The sequence below is a fragment of the Hallella absiana genome, assembly GCF_025457485.1.
GTDB lineage: Bacteria > Bacteroidota > Bacteroidia > Bacteroidales > Bacteroidaceae > Prevotella > Prevotella absiana.
Map to the genome: position 1 here is coordinate 73,941 of NZ_JAMXSP010000006.1, position 24,085 is coordinate 98,025.

Genomic DNA, 24,085 nt, shown 5'->3' on the forward strand with positions numbered 1-24,085 from the left:
GTAAATTTTAACACCAAACGTTTGGCAAAGCCAAATATTTGTGTAACACACACACACACACACACACACACACACACTCTCTCTCTCTCTCTCTCTACTGACGCTTATTTAAGCAAGAGAGTAAGAGCTGTTGTAAATAAAATTTTTCTGTCTCTCTGTGCCGCTTGCGCCCAGAGCCAATTACTCATGCCCAAAATTTTGTCGGGCACTCTCCCTTGTTTTTCTTTAGTGCTTCCATATAAGCATCCTGCGGGCCATTGTCTTGCGGGAGGCCGCCCCCTGCTTGCAGGTTTGCTATCCCTTGTAACATTTGCAACATTTACAATCAAATCATAACACCAACATTTTAAAATTGCATGAAGATGAAAAGACATCGTTTCTATGCTTGCCTGCTGACGGTCATGACCCTCGCAGGCTTCACCGCTTGTAGCTCAACTGACAACGACGGCGTGACCGACGGCCAGACGGTCAATGGTAAGAGTCAGCTCACGCTGACCATCAACACAATGGGCACACGTGCCGCTATGACATCAGATCCGACCGACGAGAAGACCATCAACCGTGTCACGGTGGGTATCTTTGATGCGTCCGGCAACGTGCGCACCATCCAGGAATTTAAGAGTGATGATGGCACTGTCGGAAGCAACACCTTTAAGACCGATAATGGTTCAACCAAGATGAACATTGTCACCAATAAGCTTGAGGAGGGCGACCAGGTGCTTGTCGCTGTCAACGCTCCTTCCGGATTGTTCCATGGTGCGCAGACCGTGAGTGGTTTTCAAAGCAAGAGCGTGGATGCCGGTCGTGCGCTGGCCACTAATGCCTCCGACGAGAAAACGGTTCAGACAGACCAGGTGGCAAACAATGCTCCTATGTTCGGCTCTGCTAAGTTGGAAAAACCTGCAAGTGGTGCTACTGCCTACACCGCAAGCGTGAACGTTTCTCACCTTACCGCCAAGATCTCTCTTACAGACATCGAGGTGGCTTTCGACCCGAATGGTTCTTACCAGAATGCCACGTTCTCTCCTACAGAGATCTATATCGAGCATGTGGTCGATAGCTTGAACTTCAACCCCGAGGCAGGCCATTGGTTTACCCCTGCTGATCTTTCCAAGACACCTCTGCTTACTGGTGCTACCGGTGTGGCGGGTGCCAAGAGCTATCTCACGACCGGCACCATCTCCGGTGTTACGCTCTCCGGTGCTAAGGATGCTACTACCGCAAAGATGCCTAATGATCATCATTATTATTTCTATGTCACTCCGAGCAGCAACATCACTCCGAGCGGCACAAACGCCAATGCTGTCCGTGTCTGGATCAAGGGTGAGTTTGATCCTGATGGACCAAAAGGCAATACTGGTGCCACGACGGTGTTCTACCCTGTCCTGCTGAATGTGAAGTACGATGCTGCCGGCGCTCCTTCTGCTGTTGAGACAGGCACAGATGAGTACAAGGTCTATCCTAACAGGAACTACACCTGCTCGATCGTCATCAAGACCAAGGGTCTGCCCGGTATCGGTGAAGGTGGTAAGACTCAGCCCGACGGCACTAATGGCAATGATGAGTTGAAGCCGCAGCAGGCCACCATCACCGTTAGTGTGGAAAACTGGACTCCTGTCACTCAGACCACAACCTTCGAGTAATATTCTCTATCATGTTTAATCAAAGACGAGGTATCTTCGTTGTCTTCGTGACATGGGCGCTGCTGTCGCTCGTCGGCTGTTCGGTCTACGACGGCTACGAGGGGCGCACGCAGGCCACATTCCGGCTCAACGTTGTGGACAGCACGGGGGCGGGGGTGCCCTCGTCCGAGGTGACGCTGGCGCCGCTCTATTGTTTCGTCAACGGGCTCTACAGCCGCATGCTCACGCCCGAGGCCGACGGCACCTACCGCTATGTCTTCAACAGCGAGGACAGTGTATGCCTGGTCTCGCTGGCCGGCAGCGCGCCCTCGGAGTACAGCCTTGCCGAGCCCCGCGAGGGCGAGTCCATCCACAATGTGTGGCTCAGCCTCAACGGCACGGGCTCGGGCAACATGTCGCCGCAGCCCTCCGCCGTGTACTACGGCTCGTGGAAGGGCACGGGAGCCGACTTTGCCAAAGCCGGCTCCGAGGTGCCCATCACGCTGCACGATGTGCGGGGCCATGTGCGCGTCCTTGTCAAGGGCTTGCTCGACCGTTTCGGCGACGGCAGCTATCGTGTCGTCGTCGAGGGCCTGCACAGCCAGCTCGACTTTGACGGCGGTTCCGCCACGTCTGCCACCACAAGTTTTGAGCTGCCCGGAGCCTTCATGTCCGGAACCGGCGACTGGCTCACCGAGCCCATAACCGTCTTGCCTACCGTGGGCAGCGGGGTCAGCGTGCGCGTCTACAAGCAGGACGGCACACAGCTCTTCCACCGCGACGCCGACGAGGACGGCAATCCCCTGGTGGCGCGCGAGGGCGGCAACGATGTCTTTGTCGTCATTGCCAGCATGACCGGCACGTTCACCGTAAAGGTGCTGCCCTATGACGAAGTATTCCAAAGCTCTTCTTTCCAATAAGAATCATGACACAACACATTCACTATATATTCCACGCCTTTCGGCGCGCCGTCCATGACATCCGCAAGACCGCTGTGAGCGGCCTGCTCGTGATGGCTGCCGTCGTCGCGCTGTTGTCGTGCTCTGCCGATGAGGCCGGCGGCGACACCATGGTGACGATCACCGTGGCCGCGCCTCCCTCTGCCGCCTCTCCTACCGTCTCGGCGGCTAAGTCAGGAGCACTCACGCGCGCCATCACTGCCGCCGACGAGGGTAAGATACAGGACTTGCTGGTCCTTATCTTCAACGACAAGGACGAGATCATCGGGTACACCTACGGCAGCTACTCGCTGGGCAGTGACGGCAAGGTGTCGGTGAATGTGAACACACGCAAGGCCACGGGGTGCACGGTCTATGTGGTGGCCAACGCCGGAACCACGTCGGGCATGGGCAATTTCGCGTCCGTGCGCACCAAGTCAGACTTCGACGCCCTCTATGCCCAGCTCTCGTCGCCTGCCGACTTGGGCAATGGCAGTTCCCTGCTGATGTTTGGGTCGCGGAGCGGTTACGACACGTCGAAGTCGGGCACTGTGACCCTCAACCGCCTGTCCGCCAAGACCGAGCTCAGCATCGTGGTCGGCTCCGGCATCACCCTCGACAGCTATCAGCTCTGCCACGCCCCGCTCTCGGCATACTATGTCGACGACAAGCCCACCGGCACTGCCTCGCCAAAAGGCTATGGCGATTTTCCTGTGGAGTCTCCCTCAGCGACGGCAACTACCGTGAATGCTACGTACTATCTCTATGAGTCGCTTGTGGGAAAAGGCAAAAATACCAATAGTGACGGTTGGAAAGGCCGCTATAAGGCCAAGGCCCCTGCCAACGCCACCTATCTTGTCATCACGGCGCATACCGCATCGTGGAAGTCCACCTATTATGTCTATCTCGGCGGCAAGACGCTCTCGTCCGCCACAAACACGTCCTACGACTACACCGACTATACCATCTACCGCAACACCGACTACAAGGTCACGGTGACGCTCAGCGGCGGCGGATCGGCGGAGGATGGCTATCGTGTGGACTACGACGCACGCGTGCTGATGACGGGGAATACGCTGCAGGGGTGGACAAGCGGTAGTGCAAATATCAATATGTAATTAGCATCATGAAACACTATATCTCTCTCTTCATCTTCATGTCCCTCTTGCTGCTGTCGTCCTGCGGCATGGAGAACCTGGTGTCCGACGGCGGTGGCGACAGCGACATCATCCGTTTTGATGTAGCGTGTCCTGATACCGCAGAGGGCTTACGGGGCGCCTTCACCCGTGCCTCGAAGCTGACGTCCTTGCCCGACTTCAAGGTCTATGCCTACAATGCCTCGGGAACGGCCGTCATCAATGGTAAGGTCTTCACGGCCAACGGCATGAGCAAGGACGGAACAGCCTATTATTGGCCGAAGACCGGCAACGTGACCTTCTATGCTTTTGCCCCGGCCAGTAACGGCAGCGTGGTGTTCAACACGTCGAGCAAGACGCTGACCTACACGGCACCTGCTGCGCAAGGCTCGCAACAGGATGTCATCTATGCCACGGCCACGAAGTCCCGGCCCACCGATGGCAAGGTTGCGCTGGCCTTCAAGCACGCCACCGCCGCCTTGTCGGTGTCGTGGTCCAGAGCCAGCGACCTGCCGTCGACCACCACGGTGAGCGTGAGCAACGTGAAGGTATGCAATGTGAAGCGGACCGGAACCCTGTCGTTCGGCAGCGGCATGACGGCTGGCGGCAGCAACATCTCCTCCGACCTCGGCACCTCCGGGCTGATGATGGTTGCCCCGCAGGCCACGTCACCATGGACAAGCGGTGCCTTCACCTCATCGTCGGGCAGCTACCTTGCCGTGAGTTGCAAGGTAAATGCCAACGGCTCCTATGTGGTGGGCTCGGCCTCCGCCGATGGCACCGTCTACTACCCGCTTTCGCAGGCGCTTACAGCCGGCAGGGCGACAACCGTCAATCTTGTCTTCGGTACCAAGCAGAGCGATGGCTCCCGCACGTTTGGTTATAATGCCAATGGCACACGCGTCAGCCAAAGCGACGCCAAGGAGCCAGTGCCCGGTGCGGTAGACCTCGGACTGAGCGTGAAGTGGGCAAGCTGCAACCTCGGAGCGTCAAAGCCCGAGGAGTATGGCAAGTACTATGCGTGGGCGGGCACGACAGGATATGCGAGTTCTGAGTCGCATGACTTCTCGTGGGCGAATACACCGTATTGCAATGATAGTAGTAATGGTCGTAGTTGGAGCAAATATAATTCCGGTGATGCAAAGCTTGAGTCCACTGATGATGCTGCCACAGTCAACCTTGGCGGTTCTTGGCGCATGCCGACCCATGCCGAGTGGCAGGAGTTGTCGTCTAAGTGCACATGGACATGGACTTCGCAGAATGGAATAAACGGTTATAAGGTTTCCGCCTCGAACGGCAATTGGATTTTCCTGCCGGCGGCCGGCTACAGGTACGGTACGAGTTCCGGCGGCGTTGGCTCCTTCGGCCTCTACTGGTCGAGCCAGGTCAACTCGAGCTACGTCAGCAACGCGTGGTACATGTACTTCTATTCGGGCTACCGCAATCCCGGCAACAACTCCTACCGTTACGGCGGGTTCTCCGTCAGGCCGGTCTGCCGTTGAATTCACTTTCACAGACAAGAACAAAAACAACAAAAAGAACAAAGCAAAGAAACGATGTTACATCGCTGAGCCGTCACCGCTTTTCTCTGCGGTCGTGCCCCGCCTGAAAGGCGGAAACAGGGCACGCGCCAAAGAGAAAAGCGGAGACGGCGGAAGCAAAAAAAGAGATATCATGGCAAAACTGAAAGAGGTGTATGAAATAGAAGGAAAGCGCAGCACGATGGAGGAGTGCGTGAAGATGCACGTGTTCCGGGAGGGAAACTTCTTCCATCTGTATGAGTGGAGTGCCTGGCTGCTCGTCATCGTGGAGAAGATGGACCTGAAGGTGACGCACAAAGAGATAAAGAATCTCGACGGCACGCTGCTGATGGTGGGCTTCCCGGAGAGCAGCCGTGAGAAATTCCTGCCGGCGGATGCCCGCACGGAGACGTTGACCGAGAATGCTTTCGACGTGATGGTGCCCGTGGAGAAACTCGGCGAGGGTGCCACACCGGAATACCTTGCCAAGGTATACGCGCAATGGAAGGAGTCGGTGCCCGTGGAGAAGCTAAAGGAGAAAACAAAAAAGGAAGAAAATAAAGACTCCTCGGGCAGTCAGGCTCTCGCGACAGTGAGCAGCGACAATCATGGTGCCAAGAGCGTGCGCCCGGTGTCGGTCATCATGCACGACATCCTGAGGTTTCAGGTGGAGAGCCACACGCCACTGGACTGCATGTTTTTCCTCGTCAAACTAAAGGAGGAGCTCAGCTTTCTCTATTGAGTGCTTTGAAATCATCATAGTATCATCCCGACAACTTATATCATCCCGACAACAGAAAGTGAATTCATAGGTCGTCCTCCCATTGTGGATAAACGCGTATGCGCCCCGCGGCTTCCCCGGCAGTCGTGTTTGCGGATTCCGTGCGGCGCGAGTATCAAGTGGCGACTGAAGCATTGTGGACCGATTTTCCTGCCGGCGGCCGGCTACAGGAACGGTACGAGTTCCAACAACGTTGGCTCCAACGGCAACTACTGGTCGAGCCAGGTCAACTCGAGCAACGTCAACAACGCGTGGAACATGAACTTCAATTCGGGCAACCGCAATCCCGACAACAACAACAACCGTTACAACGGGTTCTCCGTCAGGCCGGTCTGCCGAGCATTCGGTTTCGGTCGGAAATGATGATTATTACGACAAGATGGAAAAAAGAGGGGAAAAGCGTCTGACATACAGCGAGCTGCTGGCCGACCTGCATGTCGCCTTCGATGACGCGCGACGGCATAAAGGCAAGAAGCCCTATGTGGTGGCTTTCTCGCGCCATCTCGACGAGAACCTGCGGCGGCTGGCCGATGACCTGTGGACGCGGCAGTATGTGGCTCAGCCCTCTACCTGCTTCATGGTCACCGACCCGAAATGCCGTGAGGTGTTCGCGGCCCAGTTTCGTGACCGCATCGTGCATCATCTCTATTTCAACTATGTCCACGAGATGCTGGAGCGCACCTTCATCGCCGATAGCTATAGCTGCATCCGTGGGCGCGGCACACATTATGGCATACAGCGGCTGGAGAAGCACATCAGACAGGAGAGCAGGGAGTGGACGCAGCGATGCTTCGTCCTCAAACTTGACATCAGGGGATATTTTACGCACATAGACCGAAAGGTACTGCTCGACATCACGGAGCGTCGGCTAAGGGAGATGTCCTCTCACCGCCTAGGCATGGGCGACGTCCGTCGCTGGCGCGAAGTGGTCGACATGGACTTCGTGCTGTATCTTACGCGCGAGATCGTCTTGCTCGACCCTACGCTGTTTTGCCGCATGCGTGGCAGCTGGGACGACTGGTCGGTGCTGCCCCATGACAAGAGTCTCTTCTACAGCGGTGAGGGACGTGGGCTGCCGATAGGCAATCTCACGTCACAGCTGTTCAGCAACGTGTATCTGAGCGGCTATGACGACTACATGAAGCGTGTCCTTCACTGCCGGCACTATGGCCGGTATGTCGACGACAGCTATGTGGTCAGCCGTGACCGTGAGTTCCTGTTGTGGGTCAAGGACCGTGCGGCAGAGTATCTGGGGACCAATCTGCATCTGAGTTTGCATGAGGGCAAGACCGGTATCGTGGAGGCGCGCCGGGGCGTGCTGTTCCTTGGCGCTTACCTGAAGCCTCACCGCCAGTATGTCTCCAACGAGACACTGCTGCGCATGAAGCGTAAACTATGTGTCTTGGGCAAGAGGCTTGAGCGTGGTGAGGTGAGCCCCAGAAAGGCGGAGGACTCCATCAACTCGTTTCTCGGAGTGCTGGGCCATTACAGTTGCTGGCATATCAGACGTGCCCTTTTCGCCGACAGCGTGTTCGCCCGCTATGGCTATTTCGACAAGGAGTACCGGAAGTATATCTGCCTGAAGAGCCAGTGGCTGTACGAGGTGGGCAGGTACTTTGACTCGTGCGGGCGGCAAGGAACTTAGTTTTGGTAGTTTGTGTCAGAGTATTATACATTCAACTTTTATTATAATCGCAAATCAGGGGAATGGATGGAAGTGATTCCGGCGCCTCCCCACATGTTTAATTTTACAGATTAATGAGGGCGGCCGCTATTCGCGAGAATGGCGGCCGCCATGTTTCAGCCTCACCCCCTAAGCCCCTCTCCGAAGGAAGAGGGGAGTGAAATGCTGGTTAAACAATCTATTGAGCATATAGAAGCATCCGCAAAACATTCTACTCTATATTTGTTGCGCAATACAGAAACATTTATTATCTTTGCACAAAGACCTTCATATCCCACATATATGTATGAGAACGAGATAAGACGTTATGACGAGACCGTAGCCGAATATCAGAAACTGATCGTCGAGCCAATGGGTAAGGAACAATACCGGGAGCGCAATGAGGTGTTGTTCTCATGCCATAGTTGCGGTATCGAGGGCAGCTCGTTTACCGTTGACGACACGCGCGACCTCTTCGAGCAGGGACTGGGCTATTATCCCGTTGGCAAGACGTTGCTGGAATGCCAGGAGATGGCTGACCACTTCGCTGCTTACGAGTGGATGCATGAGCACCTTGACCATGCGTTTGATGTGGAACTGCTGAAAGCCGTCAACCGTCTTGTTACCCTGCGTACGCTTCCTTATAAAGTTCCCGATGCCGTTCCCGGCGAGTTCACCACCGTTGACATGGCAGCTGGAGATACCGTCTTTGGGGAGCACGAAAAACTTATCGCGCAAGTGCCGAGACTCATGGACTCAACAGCCCGGGCCATGGAAGCACAAAAGGTTCATCCGATGATACTTGCCGCTCGCTTCCACGGTTTCTACGAGTATCTGCATCCCTTCCGCGACGGCAACGGGCGCACGGGCCGGTTGCTTTCAAACTTCATCCTGCTGCAGTCCGGGCTTCCCGAACTCATCATCCGCAAGGAGGACCGACAGCAATATATTGGGGCATTAAGGCAGATCAGAACTGAGAATACGGACGAGTTTCTCGTCTCCTTCTTCTTTGAAAAGGCGGTCAAGCAGATGGAAGACGACCTTGGACAGAAGCACAAGGCAAGCCGCATGATGCTGTTCTTCTAGCCTCACCCCCCAACCCCTCTCCGAAGGAGAGGGGAGTGAAATGCTGGTTAAACAATCCTTTGAGCATATAGAAGAATACACAGCCTCACCCCCAACCCCTCTCCGAAGGAGAGGGGAGTGAAATGCTGGTTAAACAATCCTTTGAGCATATAGAAGAATTCGCAGGATCCGCCTCCACAGCAGTCTCCGCTGTGTCAAACACCCGCAAAACATTCTACTCCCCTCTCCTTCGGAGAGGGGGGTAGGGGGTGAGGCTGTGTTATCTTTACAAAAGTGCATCACCGCGGAGCCACAATATAGAGAGCAAGGGGACTCGAAAATGAGAAAAGACAGAGAGAAACCGTCCATTTCTGCAGCCTCTTGAAGTCAAAACACTGGTTTGATGTTGTCAAACAACCGAGATGACCGGATCAAACAACCGAGATGACCGGATCAAACAACCGAGATGACAGCATCAAAAGGACGCTTTGATCAGCAAAATCAGCGAGATTTCATCGTAAAAAGCCGTTGCCGTTGGAGATGAAAACATACTGGACTTGTAATCGCTTCTGTGTCAACCGATTATAAAAAAGCCCTCGAAATTCGCAAAATTGAGGGCAACATAGGGGGCGGCTCAGAAAATCGCAGCCACGAGGGCGGAAAAGTGTCAGTTTATTCAACATATAATAATATGAACCAATATCCTTGAAGCAATATAGTGGTTAATCCATGATGCTTCAAAGCTTGACTTCCTCGTACTTCACGAGGTCGTAGCCTTTGATCTGTATCACGATCGGGTGGAGCGTGGAGCCGTGGAGCATGCTCTGCAACTTCTTGTCGGCCGCGTAGGTCTTGATCTGCTCCACGGCCTCGGACCATTGCTTTTCGGCCTCCGCCTCGGTAGCGTCGGACTTCAAGTATTTCAGTTCCAGGATGTAGCTGTGAGCCACCATCGGATAGGTGAGGTAGTTGGGCAGCAGGAAGAAATCGCAGTAGCCGTGGGAGAACTCCATCTCCGGTGCCACCTGATAGTAGTTGGTCAGCGTGAGGTAGGCATTCATGAAGCCCTGCAGGTTGCGCTCGCCCTCGATGAGCTGGCGGATGGCTGTGGTGTCGTGATAAGCCTTGCAGATGAACTCTATCAACGGGCGCCAGTCGCCGTGGATAGCCGCACGAACATAACAAATGCTCAGTTGCGTGGTACTAATCGGTGCAATCTCCCGATATTCGTCACGGAGGTAGCGATAGTATTGCAGTCTGACATTGTTGTTAGGAATGATCAGCGTGAGCAACTCACCTTCTACGCCGCCGATGGTCAGCATGCCATAGTAGTAGAGCAGACTGACGAAATTGTCATAGTCCATGATGCGCTCGGCAGGAAAATGGCTGACAAGAATGCCTTGGATATAACCTTTCTCTATGATCTCGTGGATGATGCGGAGACGGTTCTCCTCCATGTTGTCGATCTCTATGAGTCGCTTCAGCTTGCCATAGTCCGTCATCGTGTTGGGATCAACCATCACCTTCGGACGTTTGCCTGTATCAACGAGTTGACTCATGTAATAGCACACCATGTCGCAGTTGAACATGCTGGGCTCAACACCGTAGCTGTCGTCGGCGAAGCAGTAGTTGTCGTACCACGGTTTCATGTCGGCGATGATGTCGTCCTCGGTCTTGTCCTCGCCGATGGCTCCCACCTCCTTATAGTAGCGGATCATCTGCCGCACCTCTTCCTCCGAGAAGCCGAGCATCTGATTGAAGCGGGCATCGAGACTCATGTTCAAAGCAATGTTGTAGCCACTGGTGAGGTCGTCGAGCGTAATGGGCGAGACGCCAAGCATGATGATGCGGTGGAACATCGGCTTGAAAAGCTTGAAGATGTCGCGGTAGAAGCCGGTGCCGTGCGTGAGCTCGTGGTAAGCCTGCTGTCCCTTCACGTTGAGCACGTTGTTGGTGAAGTTGTCGTATTCGTCGACGATGAGGTAGAGCTTATTTTTTGCTTTCTTTGCCTCCATTCTGACAATGTTGAGCTTGCTTGCAGCCGTTTCTGCACTATGTACCCACTCCACGACACGGGGGCTATAGTAGTTCTTGTAGTCGTCGATGAAAGAATCCATCACATTGCAGCAGTAACGGTTGAAGTTCTCGTATAGATTCTCCAAGTCGCTGCCCACCATAGAGAAGTCGAGATGCAACACCTGAAACTCTCCCTGCTCTTTTGTCGGATGGTCAGCGACATACAGCCCCTTGAACAACTCTTGGAAGTTGTCCTTTTGATTGATGTCGTAATACGACTCCAGCATGTCCAAGAAGAGACTCTTGCCGAAGCGTCGCGGGCGCACCAGGAAAAGGAAGTTGCCCGCCCTCTCCATCTTCTCAAAGAACATGGTCTTGTCGACCAAGTATTTATTTTCCTTCCTTAGCTGCTCAAAGTCAGAGATGCCGTAAGGAACAAGTTTGTAATTTGCGCTCATAGTGACAGCCTTTTGTTTCTATTTGCAAAGATAGTGAAAACGAGTTTTTATGAAAATAAAGCCCGAGCTTTCAGCATGACGGAAGAGGGATTTCCTCGTACTTCACGAGGTCGTAGCCTTTGATCTGTATCACGATCGGGTGGAGCGTGGAGCCGTGGAGCATGCTCTGCAACTTCTTGTCGGCCGCGTAGGTCTTGATCTGCTCCACGGCCTCGGACCATTGCTTCTCGGCCTCCGCCTCGGTAGCGTCGGACTTCAAGTATTTCAGTTCCAGAATGTAGCTGTGAGCCACCATCGGATAGGTGAGGTAGTTGGGCAGCAGGAAGAAATCGCAATAGCCGTGGGAGAACTCCATCTCGGGCGCCACCTGATAGTAGTTGGTCAGCGTGAGGTAGGCATTCATGAAGCCCTGCAGGTTGCGCTCGCCCTCGATGAGCTGGCGGATGGCAGTGGTGTCGTGATAAGCCTTGCAGATGAACTCTATCAACGGGCGCCAGTCGCCGTCAAGCGCTGCGCTGTCATAGACACTTCGCAATGCGGCAGTGGGAAGCGCGTTGATATTCTGATATTCATCAAACATGTATTGATAGTACTGGATGCGCACATTGTTGTTGGGGATGATCAGTTTCAGCGTCTCACCGCGCACGCCACCTATGGTCAGCATGCCATAGTAGTAGAGCAGGCTGACGAAATTGTCATAGTCCATGATCCGTTCGGCAGGGAAATGGCTGACGACAGTGCCTAAGATATATCCCTTCTCTGCAATCTCATGAATGGTGCTGAGGCGGGTCTCTTCCATTCTGTCTATCTCTATGAGTCGCTTCAACTTGCCATAGTCCGTCATCGTGTTGGGATCCACAAGGTCTTCGGGACGATCTCCGGTATCAACGAGCGTACTCATATAATAGCACACCATGTCGCAGTTGAACATCTTTGGATCAGTGGCAAAACTCTTTCTGGCGAAACAGTAGTTGTCGTACCACGGCTTCATGTCGGCGATGATGTCGTCCTCGGTCTTGTCCTCGCTGATGGCTCCCACCTCCTTATAGTAGCGGATCATCTGCCGCACCTCTTCCTCCGAGAAGCCGAGCATCTGATTGAAGCGGGCATCGAGACTCATGTTCAGTGCGATGTTGTAGCCACTGGTGAGGTCGTCGAGCGTAATGGGCGAGACGCCAAGCATGATGATGCGGTGGAACATCGGCTTGAAGAGCTTGAAGATGTCGCGGTAGAAGCCGGTGCCGTGGGTAAGCTCGTGGTAAGCCCGCTGTCCCTTCACGTTGAGCACGTTGTTGGTGAAGTTGTCGTATTCGTCGACGATGAGGTAGAGCTTATTTTTTGCTTTCTTTGCCTCCATTCTGACAATGTTGAGCTTGCTTGCAGCCGTTTCTGCACTATGTACCCACTCCACGACACGGGGGCTATAGTAGTTCTTGTAGTCGTCGATGAAAGAATCCATCACATTGCAGCAGTAACGGTTGAAGTTCTCGTATAGATTCTCCAAGTCGCTGCCCACCATAGAGAAGTCGAGATGCAACACCTGAAACTCTCCCTGCTCTTTTGTCGGATGGTCAGCGACATACAGCCCCTTGAACAGCTCTTGGAAGTTGTCCTTCTGGTTGATGTCGTAATACGACTCCAGCATGTCCAAGAAGAGACTCTTGCCGAAGCGTCGCGGGCGCACCAGGAAAAGGAAGTTGCCTGCCCTTTCCATTTTCTCAAAGAACATGGTCTTGTCGACCAAGTATTTATTTTCCTTCCTTAACTGCTCAAAGTCAGAGATACCGTAAGGAACAAGTTTGTAATTTGCGCTCATAGAGACAGTCTTTTGTTTCTACTTGCAAAGATAGTGAAAACGAGTGGAATAAGAAAATAAAGCCCGAGCTTTATTTTCGTGGATATTCGATATTCCGCGTAGCGGAGCGTTTACCAAAAAGACAACATGATAAGTTTAATCTCGCGAAGCCGCCAAGAACGCAAAGGGCAGTGTACACCCAGCCATTGTTTTTTCTTTTAACGTGCCATCTTCGATGCCATTAAGAATATCAGCGAATATCGAGAATATATTTTTCTATTCCCAGTGCATCCTATCTTATTCAAAGATAGTGAAAACGAGTTTTTATGAAAATAAAGCCCGAGCTTTCAGCATGACGGAAGAGTGATTTCCTCGTACTTCACGAGGTCGTAGCCTTTGATCTGTATCACGATCGGGTGGAGCGTGGTGCCGTGGAGCATGCTCTGCAACTTCTTGTCGGCCGCGTAGGTCTTGATCTGCTCCACGGCCTCGGACCATTGTTTTTCGGCCTCCGCCTCGGTAGCGTCGGACTTCAAGTATTTCAGTTCCAGGATGTAGCTGTGAGCCACCATCGGATAGGTGAGATAGTTGGGCAAGAGGAAGAAATCGCAATAGCCGTGGGAGAACTCCATCTCGGGCGCCACCTGATAGTAGTTGGTCAGCGTGAGGTAGGCATTCATGAAGCCCTGCAGGTTGCGCTCGCCCTCGATGAGCTGGCGGATGGCAGTGGTGTCGTGATAAGCCTTGCAGATGAACTCTATCAACGGGCGCCAGTCGCCGTGGATAGCCGCACGAACATAACAAATGCTCAGTTGTGTGGTACTAATCGGTGCAATCTCCCGATATTCGTCACGGAGGTAGCGATAGTATTGCAGTCTGACATTGTTGTTAGGAATGATCAGCGTGAGCAACTCACCTTCTACGCCGCCGATGGTCAGCATGCCATAGTAGTAGAGCAGGCTGACGAAATTGTCATAGTCCATGATGCGCTCGGCAGGAAAATGGCTGACAAGAATGCCTTGGATATAACCTTTCTCTATGATCTCGTGGATGATGCGGAGACGGTTCTCCTCCATGTTGTCGATCTCGATGAGCCGCTTCAGCTTGCCATAGTCCGTCATCGTGTTGGGATCCACAAGGTCTTCGGGACGATCTCCGGTATCAACGAGCGTACTCATATAATAGCACACCATGTCGCAGTTGAACATCTTAGGATCTGTTGCGAAACTTCTTCTTGCGAAACAGTAGTTGTCGTACCACGGTTTCATGTCGGCGATGATGTCGTCCTCGGTCTTGTCCTCGCTGATGGCTCCCACCTCCTTATAGTAGCGGATCATCTGGCGCACCTCTTCCTCCGAGAAGCCGAGCATCTGATTGAAGCGGGCATCGAGACTCATGTTCAGTGCGATGTTGTAGCCACTGGTGAGGTCGTCGAGCGTAATGGGCGAGACGCCAAGCATGATGATGCGGTGGAACATCGGCTTGAAGAGCTTGAAGATGTCGCGGTAGAAGCCGGTGCCGTGCGTGAGCTCGTGGTAAGCCCGCTGTCCCTTCACGTTGAGCACGTTGTTGGTGAAGTTGTCGTATTCGTCGACGATGAGGTAGAGCTTGAGTCTCAATTCATGCGAATATCCATGAATCAAGTTGAGCATACCCATTCCTGTATCCTCCCGCTGCATATATTTCATAAAGTCGTCGGGATAGTATGCTGCGTATTTCTGGGCAAACAACATACAACGTTGACTCAGATATTTGTTGAAGTTCTCGTATAGATTCTCCAAGTCACTGCCCACTATAGAGAAATCGAGGTGCAACACAAGAAACTCTCCCTGCTCTTTTGTCGGATGTTCAGCGACATACAGCCCCTTGAACAACTCTTGGAAGTTGTTTTTTTGGTTGATGTCGTAATACGACTCCAGCATGTCCAAGAAGAGACTCTTGCCGAAGCGGCGCGGGCGCACCAGGAAAAGGAAGTTGCCCGCCCTCTCCATCTTTTCAAAGAACATGGTCTTGTCGACCAAGTATTTATTTTCCTTCCTTAGCTGCTCAAAGTCAGAGATGCCGTAAGGAACAAGTTTGTAATCTGCGCTCATAGTGACAATCTTTTGTTTCTACTTGCAAAGATAGTGAAAACGAGCGGAATAAGAAAATAAAGCCCGAGCTTTATTTTCGTGGATATTCGATATTCCGCGTAGCGGAGCGTTTACCAAAAAGACAACATGATAAGTTTAATCTCGCGAAGCCGCCAAGAACGCAAAGGGCAGTGTACACCCAGCCATTGTTTTTTCTTTTAACGTGCCATCTTCGATGCCATTAAGAATATCAGCGAATATCGAGAATATATTTTTCTATTCCCAGTGCATCCTATCTTATTCAAAGATAGTGAAAACGAGCGGAATACGCAAACTTGGCAGTGCTTTGTTTGCGTATTCCTGAAGCGTTGATAGTTTCGTGACATCAGCCATACGAGCTAATATCGTCATGTCAGACGGGAATTAGTTTACCTTTTTACCCCAATAGGTAAACAGATTGCTTTTGCTGTTGTAGTTGCTGAGTCCGGAGAAGACGATCGTTGCCTTTCTGGGTCTCGACTCCCAGTCAACCTCGCGACTGAGATACATTGGTATGCCAGCAATATAAAGTATACCGGCAGCCTTGTCGTATTTCCATGTTGATCCAGCCTTGAAGCCAGCCGTGATCTTGTGGCCGGAGCCCAATGTCATAGAGACAGAAGTGCATTGCTGGCCTGCTTTGTACGACAAAGGTATCAGTTCCCATTTGCCTTTGAGCTCACTCTCAAGGATGGTGAGTTGTGGTACGTTGCCATATCTTTCCGGCATGACGACAGGCCATCCGTCTTGTGTCCATCTCAGAGATCTCACTTGTCCCATCATGATGGCGTTGGAGTATGGGTTGCCGTTTGTGTTGGCCGGCAGACGTCCCTGAGAGGCAAAGAACCAGTTGCCCTTGCCATCGTCGAATACGCAGCAGTGCGACACGCCGACCCATCCGCTGTGGCCGTTGAATCGATAAGGATGCGTGACGATAGGATAGGCCTCTCCACCTTTTGCTGTACAGTTGCGGCCGTCTTTTCCATAATAAGGGCCAAGGATGTTCTTCGATCTCAGCACACGGGTGTTGTAGGCCACAGAGAGTTCGTCGTAGGCCAGGAACAGATAGTAGTAACCATCATGGTATACCACTTCCGGACCCTCAGAGGCCTGCCAACGGCTGTTGAGGTTGCGCGAGTAGACGAGCTGGCCATAGCTGGAGATGTCTCCCCAAGGATTGCCTTGTTGGCTATAAGCTTTACCCGTGTTGGGGTTGATGCGCAAGGCTACGATACCGGAATGCCAAGATCCGTATAGCAGATAGTGCTTGCCATCGGGACAGATGATGTAGGTAGGATCGATGGCGTTGTATTTGAAGTAAGCATTCCAGTCACTGCCTGACGGACGGTAATAGTTAAATCCCTTGTCTGTGGACGATGTGGTGACCATGCCTTTGTCTGTCCAGTTGTTCGATGCCGGGTCAGATGTCTCCATCACGCCGATGAAGGCACGCTCTGTCCATGAGTTACACCAGTTGGCGGCATCGTTGTATTTCCCGTTTCCGATGTAGTTGTCCACCACTATGGAGTAGTACATTCTGTAGAGTCCGTTTCTCACCTTGCGGGCGCAAGGCGCCCAGAAGCAGTAGCGGAACTTCTTGATGGGAGGCAGCCCCATGGCAGCGCGGTATTCGTTGGTTTTTGTAGCCACCCACGACGGCTGTCTGTGCATGGTGGATCCTACCCACGACCAGTGTACCAAGTCTTTGGACCGGCGACAGAAGAAGTGTCCTTGCCCGTCCAAAGCGTTGCCGTAAGAGGCGTCGGTCTGATACATATAGTAGTATCCGTCATCGGCCTTCATCACTGACGGATCGTGCACATTGGCAAGGTTCCAATTGTCCCGTTGGCTCCAGTCGGCGATGGGGGAGTAGTCATCGGCATAGGTAGGAGCCGAATAGGTAGAGAGCTTGCCCGCACGGGTGGTCAGTGAAGTGGAGTCGCACACGGGTGAGGCTTCTTCCGACGGATCGTCTGTGATCATTTGGTTGCTGCAACTGGACAGGGCGAGGACTCCCATCCAAATCACGTTTGTAAGTAATAGCTTGTTCATTTTTGATTGTATGGATTAGTAAAACGGATTGTTGCTAAGTAATTTGCTGATCGCTTGTAGGCTTTTAGCTCTCCCTTCTCAGGAGTTTCTGCTGGTTGCAAAATTAATGGGATCGAGTTAATCATGCAAGGGACAGGCCATACTATTTTTCTTCATCTATCATTTTGTCCTCTCATTTCTGTCGGTTTGTCCACCATGTTATGGTTACAAAGAGAAACGTCTGGCTATCTTTCTCTTAGTGGCAGGAAATTACTCAGTGCATTGAGTAAAATCTGAGAGGCAATAGTAATATGTTGTTAAACAGTCTATTAGAAACAACGTTGTTTGGATGAGTAACGTCAAAATAGAAGAAGGTTATGTACGTAAGAAAGGAATATACGCTGCTGAAGAAACGTTTCCGCGAGGTCTAAGCCTATGAGCACGGTCGGGTAGAGCGTATGGTGGGATGAAAGGAAAAAGGGATCCACTCGGACACTGATAGCTGTTCCGAGTTGATCCCCTGCTTGGCTTCGCTAAAAGCGATAAGTCTAATGAATAGGTTTGACCTCTGTGTGAGGCTAAGACTATTTCAGCAATTTGTCGACTTTCTCTGCCACGTCCTTACCGCTGGCCATGGCACGCACCACGAGGCTCGCACCTGAGGCAGCGTCACCGGCCACGAAGACGTTGGCAGGGAACTGTGGCTGTTGTGGACGGAGGAAGCCCATGGCGAGGAGCACCATCTCGGCGGGGATGATCTCCGGATCCTTGGCAGGCTTCATCAGCGGACGGCCGCCTTCGGGATTGGGCACCCATGTGATCTCCTGCACCTTCACGCCGGTGAGCTTGCCGTTCTTGCCGAGGAACTCCAATGAGTTGATGTTCCAACGGCGCACGCAACCCTCTTCGTGCGAAGATGTCGTCTTCAGCGTACGTGGCCAGTTGGGCCACGGGTTCTTAGGATCGTCGGGACCCACCGGCGGCTTTGGCATGATCTCGATCTGTGTCACGCTCTTGGCCCCCTGACGGTGAGCTGTGCCGATGCAGTCAGAACCGGTGTCACCACCACCGATGACGAGAACGTTCTTACCTTTGGCATTGACGAGTTCATCGCGGCTGAACTCCTGTCCGGCGAGCTTACGGTTTTGCTGTGAGAGCATCTCCAGTGCGAAGTACACGCCCTTGAGGTCGCGTCCGGGAATCTTCAGGTCGCGGGCTGTCGGCGTGCCGGTGGCGACGACCACAGCGTCGTAGTCTGCGCTGAGCTTGTCGATGGTCACCGTCTTGTCCTTGCCGAGTGTCGGGTCGTTCTGAATGTTGGCAGCGATCTCGCCTTTGTCGTCAGCACTCTTCTTCTTAGAGTCCACGAGCTTCACGCCAAACTCAAAGATGATGCCCTCTTCGCGCAGCAGGTTGAGACGTCGGTCGATGATCGACTTGATGAGCTTGAAGTTAGGAATGCCGTAGCGGAGCAGTCCGCCTGCATCCTCGCGTGCGTCGTAGACGGTCACTGTGTAGCCCTTCTGGTTGAGGCGTGTGGCGGCAGTCAGACCGGCAGGTCCTGCACCGACGACAGCGACCTTCTTGCCATTGCGCTCGGGCACGTGCGGCTTGACATAATCCTCGCCGAAGGCGTGCTCGATGATGGCGGCCTCGTCCTCGCGGTTGGTGGTCGGCTCGTGCTCCATGAGGTTGAGCACACAGGCTTTCTCGCAGAGTGCCGGACAGATGCGTCCGGTGAACTCCGGGAAGTCGTTGGTTTCGGTGAGCAACTCGTAGGCCAGCTGCCAGTCACCACGGTAGAGGGCATCGTTCCACTCTGGCGGTTTGTTGCCAAGGGGGCAAGCCCAATGGCAGAAAGGTACGCCGCAGTCCATGCAGCGGCTTGCCTGCAGTCGGCGGTCATTACTGTTGAGTGTCTGCTCCACTTCGCCGAAATCGTGGATGCGGTCATGTATAGGGCGGTAGCCGGCTTCCTTGCGCTCCACCTCTAAAAATCCTCTTGGATTACCCATATGCTTAATGTTGAATGTTCAATGTTGAATGTTGAGTTGTTTTCAATGTTGAATGTTGAATGATGAATGTTGTAATAAGTCAACATTCATCATTCATCACTCATCATTCTTAGTAGTCTCTCTGCATGTCAGCGATCTTCTGCTGGAGCTTCTTGACCTGCTCTTCCTGCAGCACACGCTTGTACTCGATAGGCACAACCTGAATGAACTCCTCGACGTAGTGGTTCCATTCGTCGAGCATCGTGCGGGCGAGCTTCGAGCCAGTGTAGAGATAGTGCTGGCGGATGAGCTCATGGAGCTCCTTGCGGTAAGTGGTCTCCTCCACGAGGTTGATTTCCACCATGTCCATGTTGCAGAAGTAGTCGAAGTTGTGGTTCTTGTCCCAGACGTAAGCCACGCCACCACTCATACCAGCGGCGAAGTTGCGGCCTGTAGGACCGAGGACGACGACGCGTCCGCCTGTCATGTACTCACAGCAGTGGTCACCGGCACCCTCCACGACGGCGATGGCTCCCGAGTTGCGCACGGCGAAGCGCTCACCGACCTGACCGTTGATATACAGCTCACCTGAGGTGGCACCATACAATCCGGTGTTGCCGGCGATGATGTTGTCCTCGGCTTCGAAGTTACTGCGGATCGGTGGCAGGATAGAGATGCGGCCGCCGGAGAGCCCCTTGCCGAAGTAGTCGTTGGTCTCGCCCTCGAGTTTGAAGCTCACGCCGTGAACGAGGAACGCGCCGAAGCTCTGACCTGCAGAACCTTTGAATTTGATGTTGATTGTGTCGTCGGGCAGGCCTTCCTCGCCGTATTTCGTAGCGATGAGGCCGCTGAGCATGGTGCCTACAGCACGGTTGGTGTTGCGGATGGCGTAGTCGAGGTTGATCTCCTCTTTCTTCTCGATGGCGTTTTGTGCGCTGGCGATGATCTGCTGATCCAGAAGATCGTGGATCTCGTGATCCTGCAGCTTGGTGCAGTAGAGCGAGGTGTCGCCGGTCTCGCGGTGGAGCAGGTTGGAGAAGTCGAGGCTCTTCCATTTAGCCACCGTCTCCTCGTTGACATTGGCCTCCTCGGCCTTGATGTCACGCGGCACGATGAGCTCGGTGTGACCGACAATCTCGTTGAGTGAGGTATAGCCCATCTCGGCGAGGTATTCACGCACCTCCTGAGCGATGAACTTCATATAGTTGACCACGTTGTGGTAGCTGCCTCGGAAGTGTGCGCGCAGTTTCGGGTCCTGTGTGGCCACACCCATGGGGCAGGTGTTCTGCGAGCACTTACGCATCATCACACAGCCCAAGGTGATCAGTGCGGAAGTACCGAATCCGAACTCCTCAGCACCGAGCAGTGCCATGAGGATGACGTCAAGACCAGTCTTCAGCTGACCGTCGACTTGCAGACGGGCCAGTGAGCGCAGACCGTTGCGTACGAGCGTCTGCTGTGTCTCGGCGATGCCGATCTCGGGCGAGATGCCGGCGAAGCGCATACTGCTGGCAGGGCTGGCACCTGTACCGCCTTCAGCACCGGAGATGACGACGAGGTCGGCTTTAGCTTTCACTACGCCGGCTGCGATGGTGCCCACGCCGCTCTCGGCGACAAGCTTCACGGAGATGGCAGCCTTCGGGTTGACATTCTTCAAGTCGAAGATGAGCTGCTTGAGGTCCTCGATGGAGTAGATGTCGTGATGAGGCGGTGGAGAGATGAGTGAGATGCCCGGAATGGAGTGGCGTGTCTTGGCGATGATCTCGTTGACCTTGTAGCCGGGCAGCTGTCCGCCCTCACCAGGCTTGGCACCCTGCGCTACCTTGATCTGGATCTCCTCAGCGTTGACGAGGTATTCTGTGGTGACACCGAAGCGTCCGGAAGCCACCTGCTTGGTCTTACTGCTCAGGCTGATGCCGTCGACAGTGCCGGAATAGCGGTCGCGGTCCTCACCGCCCTCACCGGTGTTGCTGCGTGCGCCGAGGGCGTTCATGGCCAGAGCCAGCGCCTCGTGAGCCTCTTTGCTCAGTGCACCGAAGCTCATGGCACCGGTGACGAAGTGCTTGACGATGCTCTCGACGGGCTCCACCTTATTGATATCTATCGGGTTGCGCTTGAAGTCGAGGAAGTCGCGGACGAAGATCGGCTCCTTCTTGTGGTCGACGAGATTGGAGAATTTCTTGAAGAGCTCATAGTTGCCCGTGCGCGTAGCGAGCTGCAGGGTAGCGATGGTCTCTGGGTTCCATGCGTGGTCGATACCGTCCTTGCGCCAGTGGAACTGTCCGAGGTTCTTCAGTGGCAGTTCGATGTGGAGCGTCTCCTCCTCTTTCTCAGTGTTCACGGCAGCTCTGTGGAAGCGGAGCTGGTCGCGGGCGATGGTGTCGAGTCCGATGCCGCCGATGCTGCTCGTGTCGGTGCCGAAGTAAGCCTTCAGCAAACCCTGTGACAGACCGATGGCCTCGAAGATCTGGGCACCACGGTAAGAACGGATCGTAGAGATACCCATCTTGGCCATGATCTTGAACAAGCCTTTCTTCACGGCCTTGATATAGTTGGCCTCGGCAGTCGGGTAGTTCTCCTGGATCTTGCCCTTCTTCACCAAGTCGTCGAGGACGGCGTAGGTCATGTAAGGACAGAGTGCGGAAGCACCGTAGCCCAAGAGCAGGGCAGCGTGCATTACCTCGCGGATCTCACCGCTTTCGACGATCAGCGCGGTCTGCACACGCTTGCCCACATTGATCAGGTAGTGGTGTACGGCACTCACGGCGAGCAGTGACGGGATGGCGATGTGCTTGTCGTCGATGTCGCGGTCCGAGAGGATGATATAGTTGTATCCGTCGTCAACACTCTGCTCGGCGTCGTGGCAGAGGCGGTCGATGGCCTCATGGAGACGTTCGCCGCCCATGGCCGGATCAGCGGGAGCCTCGAAGGTCATGCTGAGCTTGCGGGTGTTGAAGCCTTTATAGCGGATGTTGCAAAGAATGTCGAGTTGTGCGTTGGTCAGAATAGGGTGGGGCAGACGCACCATCTTGCAGTTGGTCTCGTCGGGGTTGAGAATGCCTGTGCCGACGCGTCCGATATACTCAGCCAGACTCATCACGAGGTTCTCACGGATGGAGTCGATGGCAGGATTGGTGACCTGGGCGAACTGCTGGCGGAAGTAGTTGAAGAAGATCTGCGGCTTGGGAGAGAGCACAGCCAGCGGCGTGTCGTTGCCCATGGAAGCCGTAGGCTCCTGTCCCTTGGTGGACATGGGGATGAGCGTGTCCTTGATGTCTTCCTCGCCGAAACCAAATTCCACCTCTTTGGCATGGAGATGCTCTACGCTGTTGCTGACCTTACGGCCCGAGCGGATGTTTTCGAGCTGGATGCGGTTGGTGTTGAGCCACTGGCGATAAGGATGCTGAGAAGCGAGACGCTCCTTGATTTCTCCGTCGTAGTAGATCTTGCCCTCTTCGGTGTCGACGAGCAGGATCTTACCTGGCTGCAGGCGTCCTTTCTCGGCGATCTCGGTGGGGTCGAAGTCCATCACGCCGACCTCAGAGGCCACCACCATTGTGCCGTTCTTGGTGATCGTGTAGCGGGCCGGACGCAGACCGTTGCGGTCGAGCATACCTCCGGCGTAGCGGCCGTCGCTGAACATCAGTGCGGCAGGTCCGTCCCACGGCTCCATCAGGATGGAATGATACTCATAGAAGGCTTTCAGATCCTCGCTGATCGGGTTTTTGTCGTTGAAACTCTCCGGAATCATCACCGACAGAGCATGTGGCAGACTCATGCCATTCATGACAAAGAACTCAAAGACGTTGTCCAGTGAAGCCGAGTCACTCATGTCGGGCTGAACGATCGGTGAGATGTCGCGGATGTCGCCGAGTGCTTCGGAAGAGAGCACACTCTCACGTGCTTTCATCCACGAGCGGTTGCCGCGGATGGTGTTGATCTCACCATTGTGGCAGAGCAGACGGAACGGCTGTGCCAGTGCCCATGTGGGGAAGGTATTGGTAGAGAAGCGGGAGTGGACGAGTGCCAGACCGCTGGTGAAATAGTTGTTCGTCAGGTCGGGATAGTACTGGCGCAGTTGCAAGCTGGAGAGCATACCCTTGTAGACGATGGTCTTGCTCGAGAGCGAGCAGATATAGAAGTCCTTGTCGTGGACGCGGCGCTCGATCTTCTTTCTGATGATATACAGTATGCGCTCGAAGACAGGCACCTTGTCGTCGCTGACGCCGGTGATGAACACCTGCTTGACGTCAGGCTCCGACTCCAGAGCGGCCTCGCCTAAGCAGTCGGGGTTCGTAGGCACCGAGCGCAGATGCATGAGCTGCAATCCCTCGCGCTCGATTTCCTCGATCATGATGGAAAGAATGGATTGCTGACGTTTCTCATCTTTGGGCAAGAAAATCAATCCTGTACCGTACTTGCCCTTCTCCGGAACTGGTATACCCTGAAGCAATATAAACTCGTGGGGAATCTGCAGCAGGATGCCTGCACCGTCGCCTGTCTTTCCGTCAGCGCCCTCAGCGCCACGATGGCGCAGGTTCTCGAGCACTTTCAGGGCGTTGTCGACGAGCTGGTGCGACTTACCGCCGTGGATATTCACCACCATACCTACACCGCACGCATCGTGCTCGTAGGCGCTGTTGTACAATCCATTTCTTTGCATTTGCTAACGTATTTGGTTATTTCTCTATCAAATTGACTACAAAATTACTAAAAAGACTTCTAAATGTAAGAATATACCTACAAAAGGGGATAAAGAATTTCTTCTATATGTGTGTGAAGTTACGATTGCTTATAAACAAGAGCGTGTAAAATCGAGATTGTAAGTAAAATGGCGCTTATTGCTTAAAAAGTGGAGATATGTAAAACAAAGTATAGCTGCATAAGCCATAATTCATACATTTTGGAGTCATGGCATGGCAGGAAGGGGAGTGGATTACACCTATTATATATAG

At 53.6% G+C, this 24,085-nt stretch carries 14 protein-coding genes; 8 read left to right on the plus strand and 6 right to left on the minus strand.

The features are described 5' to 3' along the window. Positions 1-362 precede the first annotated feature (362 nt). The 8 genes from NG346_RS04580 to NG346_RS04615 all read left to right on the plus strand — a co-directional run bounded on the left by NG346_RS04580 (position 363) and on the right by NG346_RS04615 (position 8,746). Positions 363-1,643 carry a fimbrial protein gene (locus tag NG346_RS04580; protein ID WP_262288396.1) on the plus strand — a complete coding sequence of 427 codons (1,281 nt, stop codon included), beginning with the start codon at positions 363-365 and terminating at the stop codon, positions 1,641-1,643. Positions 1,644-1,654: 11 nt separating this feature from the next. Then, the gene (locus tag NG346_RS04585; protein WP_262288397.1) at positions 1,655-2,542 is read left to right on the plus strand and encodes a FimB/Mfa2 family fimbrial subunit; all 888 of its coding nucleotides are present in this window, start codon (positions 1,655-1,657) and stop codon (positions 2,540-2,542) included. A gap of 5 nt (positions 2,543-2,547) precedes the next feature. Further along, complete coding sequence (locus NG346_RS04590; protein ID WP_262288398.1) at positions 2,548-3,678, plus strand: DUF4906 domain-containing protein; 1,131 nt, start codon at positions 2,548-2,550, stop codon at positions 3,676-3,678. 8 nt (positions 3,679-3,686) lie between these two features. After that, positions 3,687-5,198: a fimbrillin family protein gene (locus NG346_RS04595; protein ID WP_262288399.1), complete on the plus strand. Its 1,512-nt coding sequence runs from the start codon at positions 3,687-3,689 to the stop codon at positions 5,196-5,198. 172 nt (positions 5,199-5,370) lie between these two features. Then, a complete protein-coding gene (locus NG346_RS04600; RefSeq protein WP_262288400.1) occupies positions 5,371-5,958 on the plus strand; it encodes a hypothetical protein in 588 nt (195 codons plus the stop codon). Between the two features lie 129 nt (positions 5,959-6,087). Further along, positions 6,088-6,360 carry a DUF1566 domain-containing protein gene (locus tag NG346_RS04605; RefSeq protein ID WP_262288401.1) on the plus strand — a complete coding sequence of 91 codons (273 nt, stop codon included), beginning with the start codon at positions 6,088-6,090 and terminating at the stop codon, positions 6,358-6,360. 16 nt (positions 6,361-6,376) lie between these two features. Continuing rightward, complete coding sequence (locus NG346_RS04610; protein ID WP_262288402.1) at positions 6,377-7,642, plus strand: RNA-directed DNA polymerase; 1,266 nt, start codon at positions 6,377-6,379, stop codon at positions 7,640-7,642. Between the two features lie 321 nt (positions 7,643-7,963). Beyond that, positions 7,964-8,746 (plus strand): Fic family protein, encoded by a 783-nt coding sequence (locus NG346_RS04615; RefSeq protein WP_262288403.1) that lies wholly within the window; start codon positions 7,964-7,966, stop codon positions 8,744-8,746. Positions 8,747-9,462: 716 nt separating this feature from the next. On the opposite strand, the gene NG346_RS04620 is transcribed toward NG346_RS04615, so the two are convergent. The 6 genes from NG346_RS04620 to gltB form a co-directional block, all read right to left on the minus strand. After that, a complete protein-coding gene (locus tag NG346_RS04620) occupies positions 9,463-11,199 on the minus strand; it encodes an ATP-binding protein (RefSeq protein WP_262288404.1) in 1,737 nt (578 codons plus the stop codon). Between the two features lie 70 nt (positions 11,200-11,269). After that, positions 11,270-13,015: an ATP-binding protein gene (locus tag NG346_RS04625; RefSeq protein ID WP_262288405.1), complete on the minus strand. Its 1,746-nt coding sequence runs from the start codon at positions 13,013-13,015 to the stop codon at positions 11,270-11,272. A gap of 326 nt (positions 13,016-13,341) precedes the next feature. Next, positions 13,342-15,087: an ATP-binding protein gene (locus tag NG346_RS04630; protein ID WP_262288406.1), complete on the minus strand. Its 1,746-nt coding sequence runs from the start codon at positions 15,085-15,087 to the stop codon at positions 13,342-13,344. 402 nt (positions 15,088-15,489) lie between these two features. Continuing rightward, on the minus strand, positions 15,490-17,088 hold the full coding sequence (locus NG346_RS04635) for an arabinan endo-1,5-alpha-L-arabinosidase (protein WP_396266727.1): 1,599 nt from the start codon (positions 17,086-17,088) through the stop codon (positions 15,490-15,492). A gap of 632 nt (positions 17,089-17,720) precedes the next feature. After that, entirely contained in the window at positions 17,721-19,151 is a 1,431-nt protein-coding gene (locus tag NG346_RS04640; protein ID WP_262279223.1) for a glutamate synthase subunit beta, read from the minus strand. Between the two features lie 109 nt (positions 19,152-19,260). Further along, positions 19,261-23,793 (minus strand): glutamate synthase large subunit, encoded by a 4,533-nt coding sequence (gene gltB, locus NG346_RS04645; RefSeq protein ID WP_262279224.1) that lies wholly within the window; start codon positions 23,791-23,793, stop codon positions 19,261-19,263. Positions 23,794-24,085 lie beyond the last annotated feature (292 nt).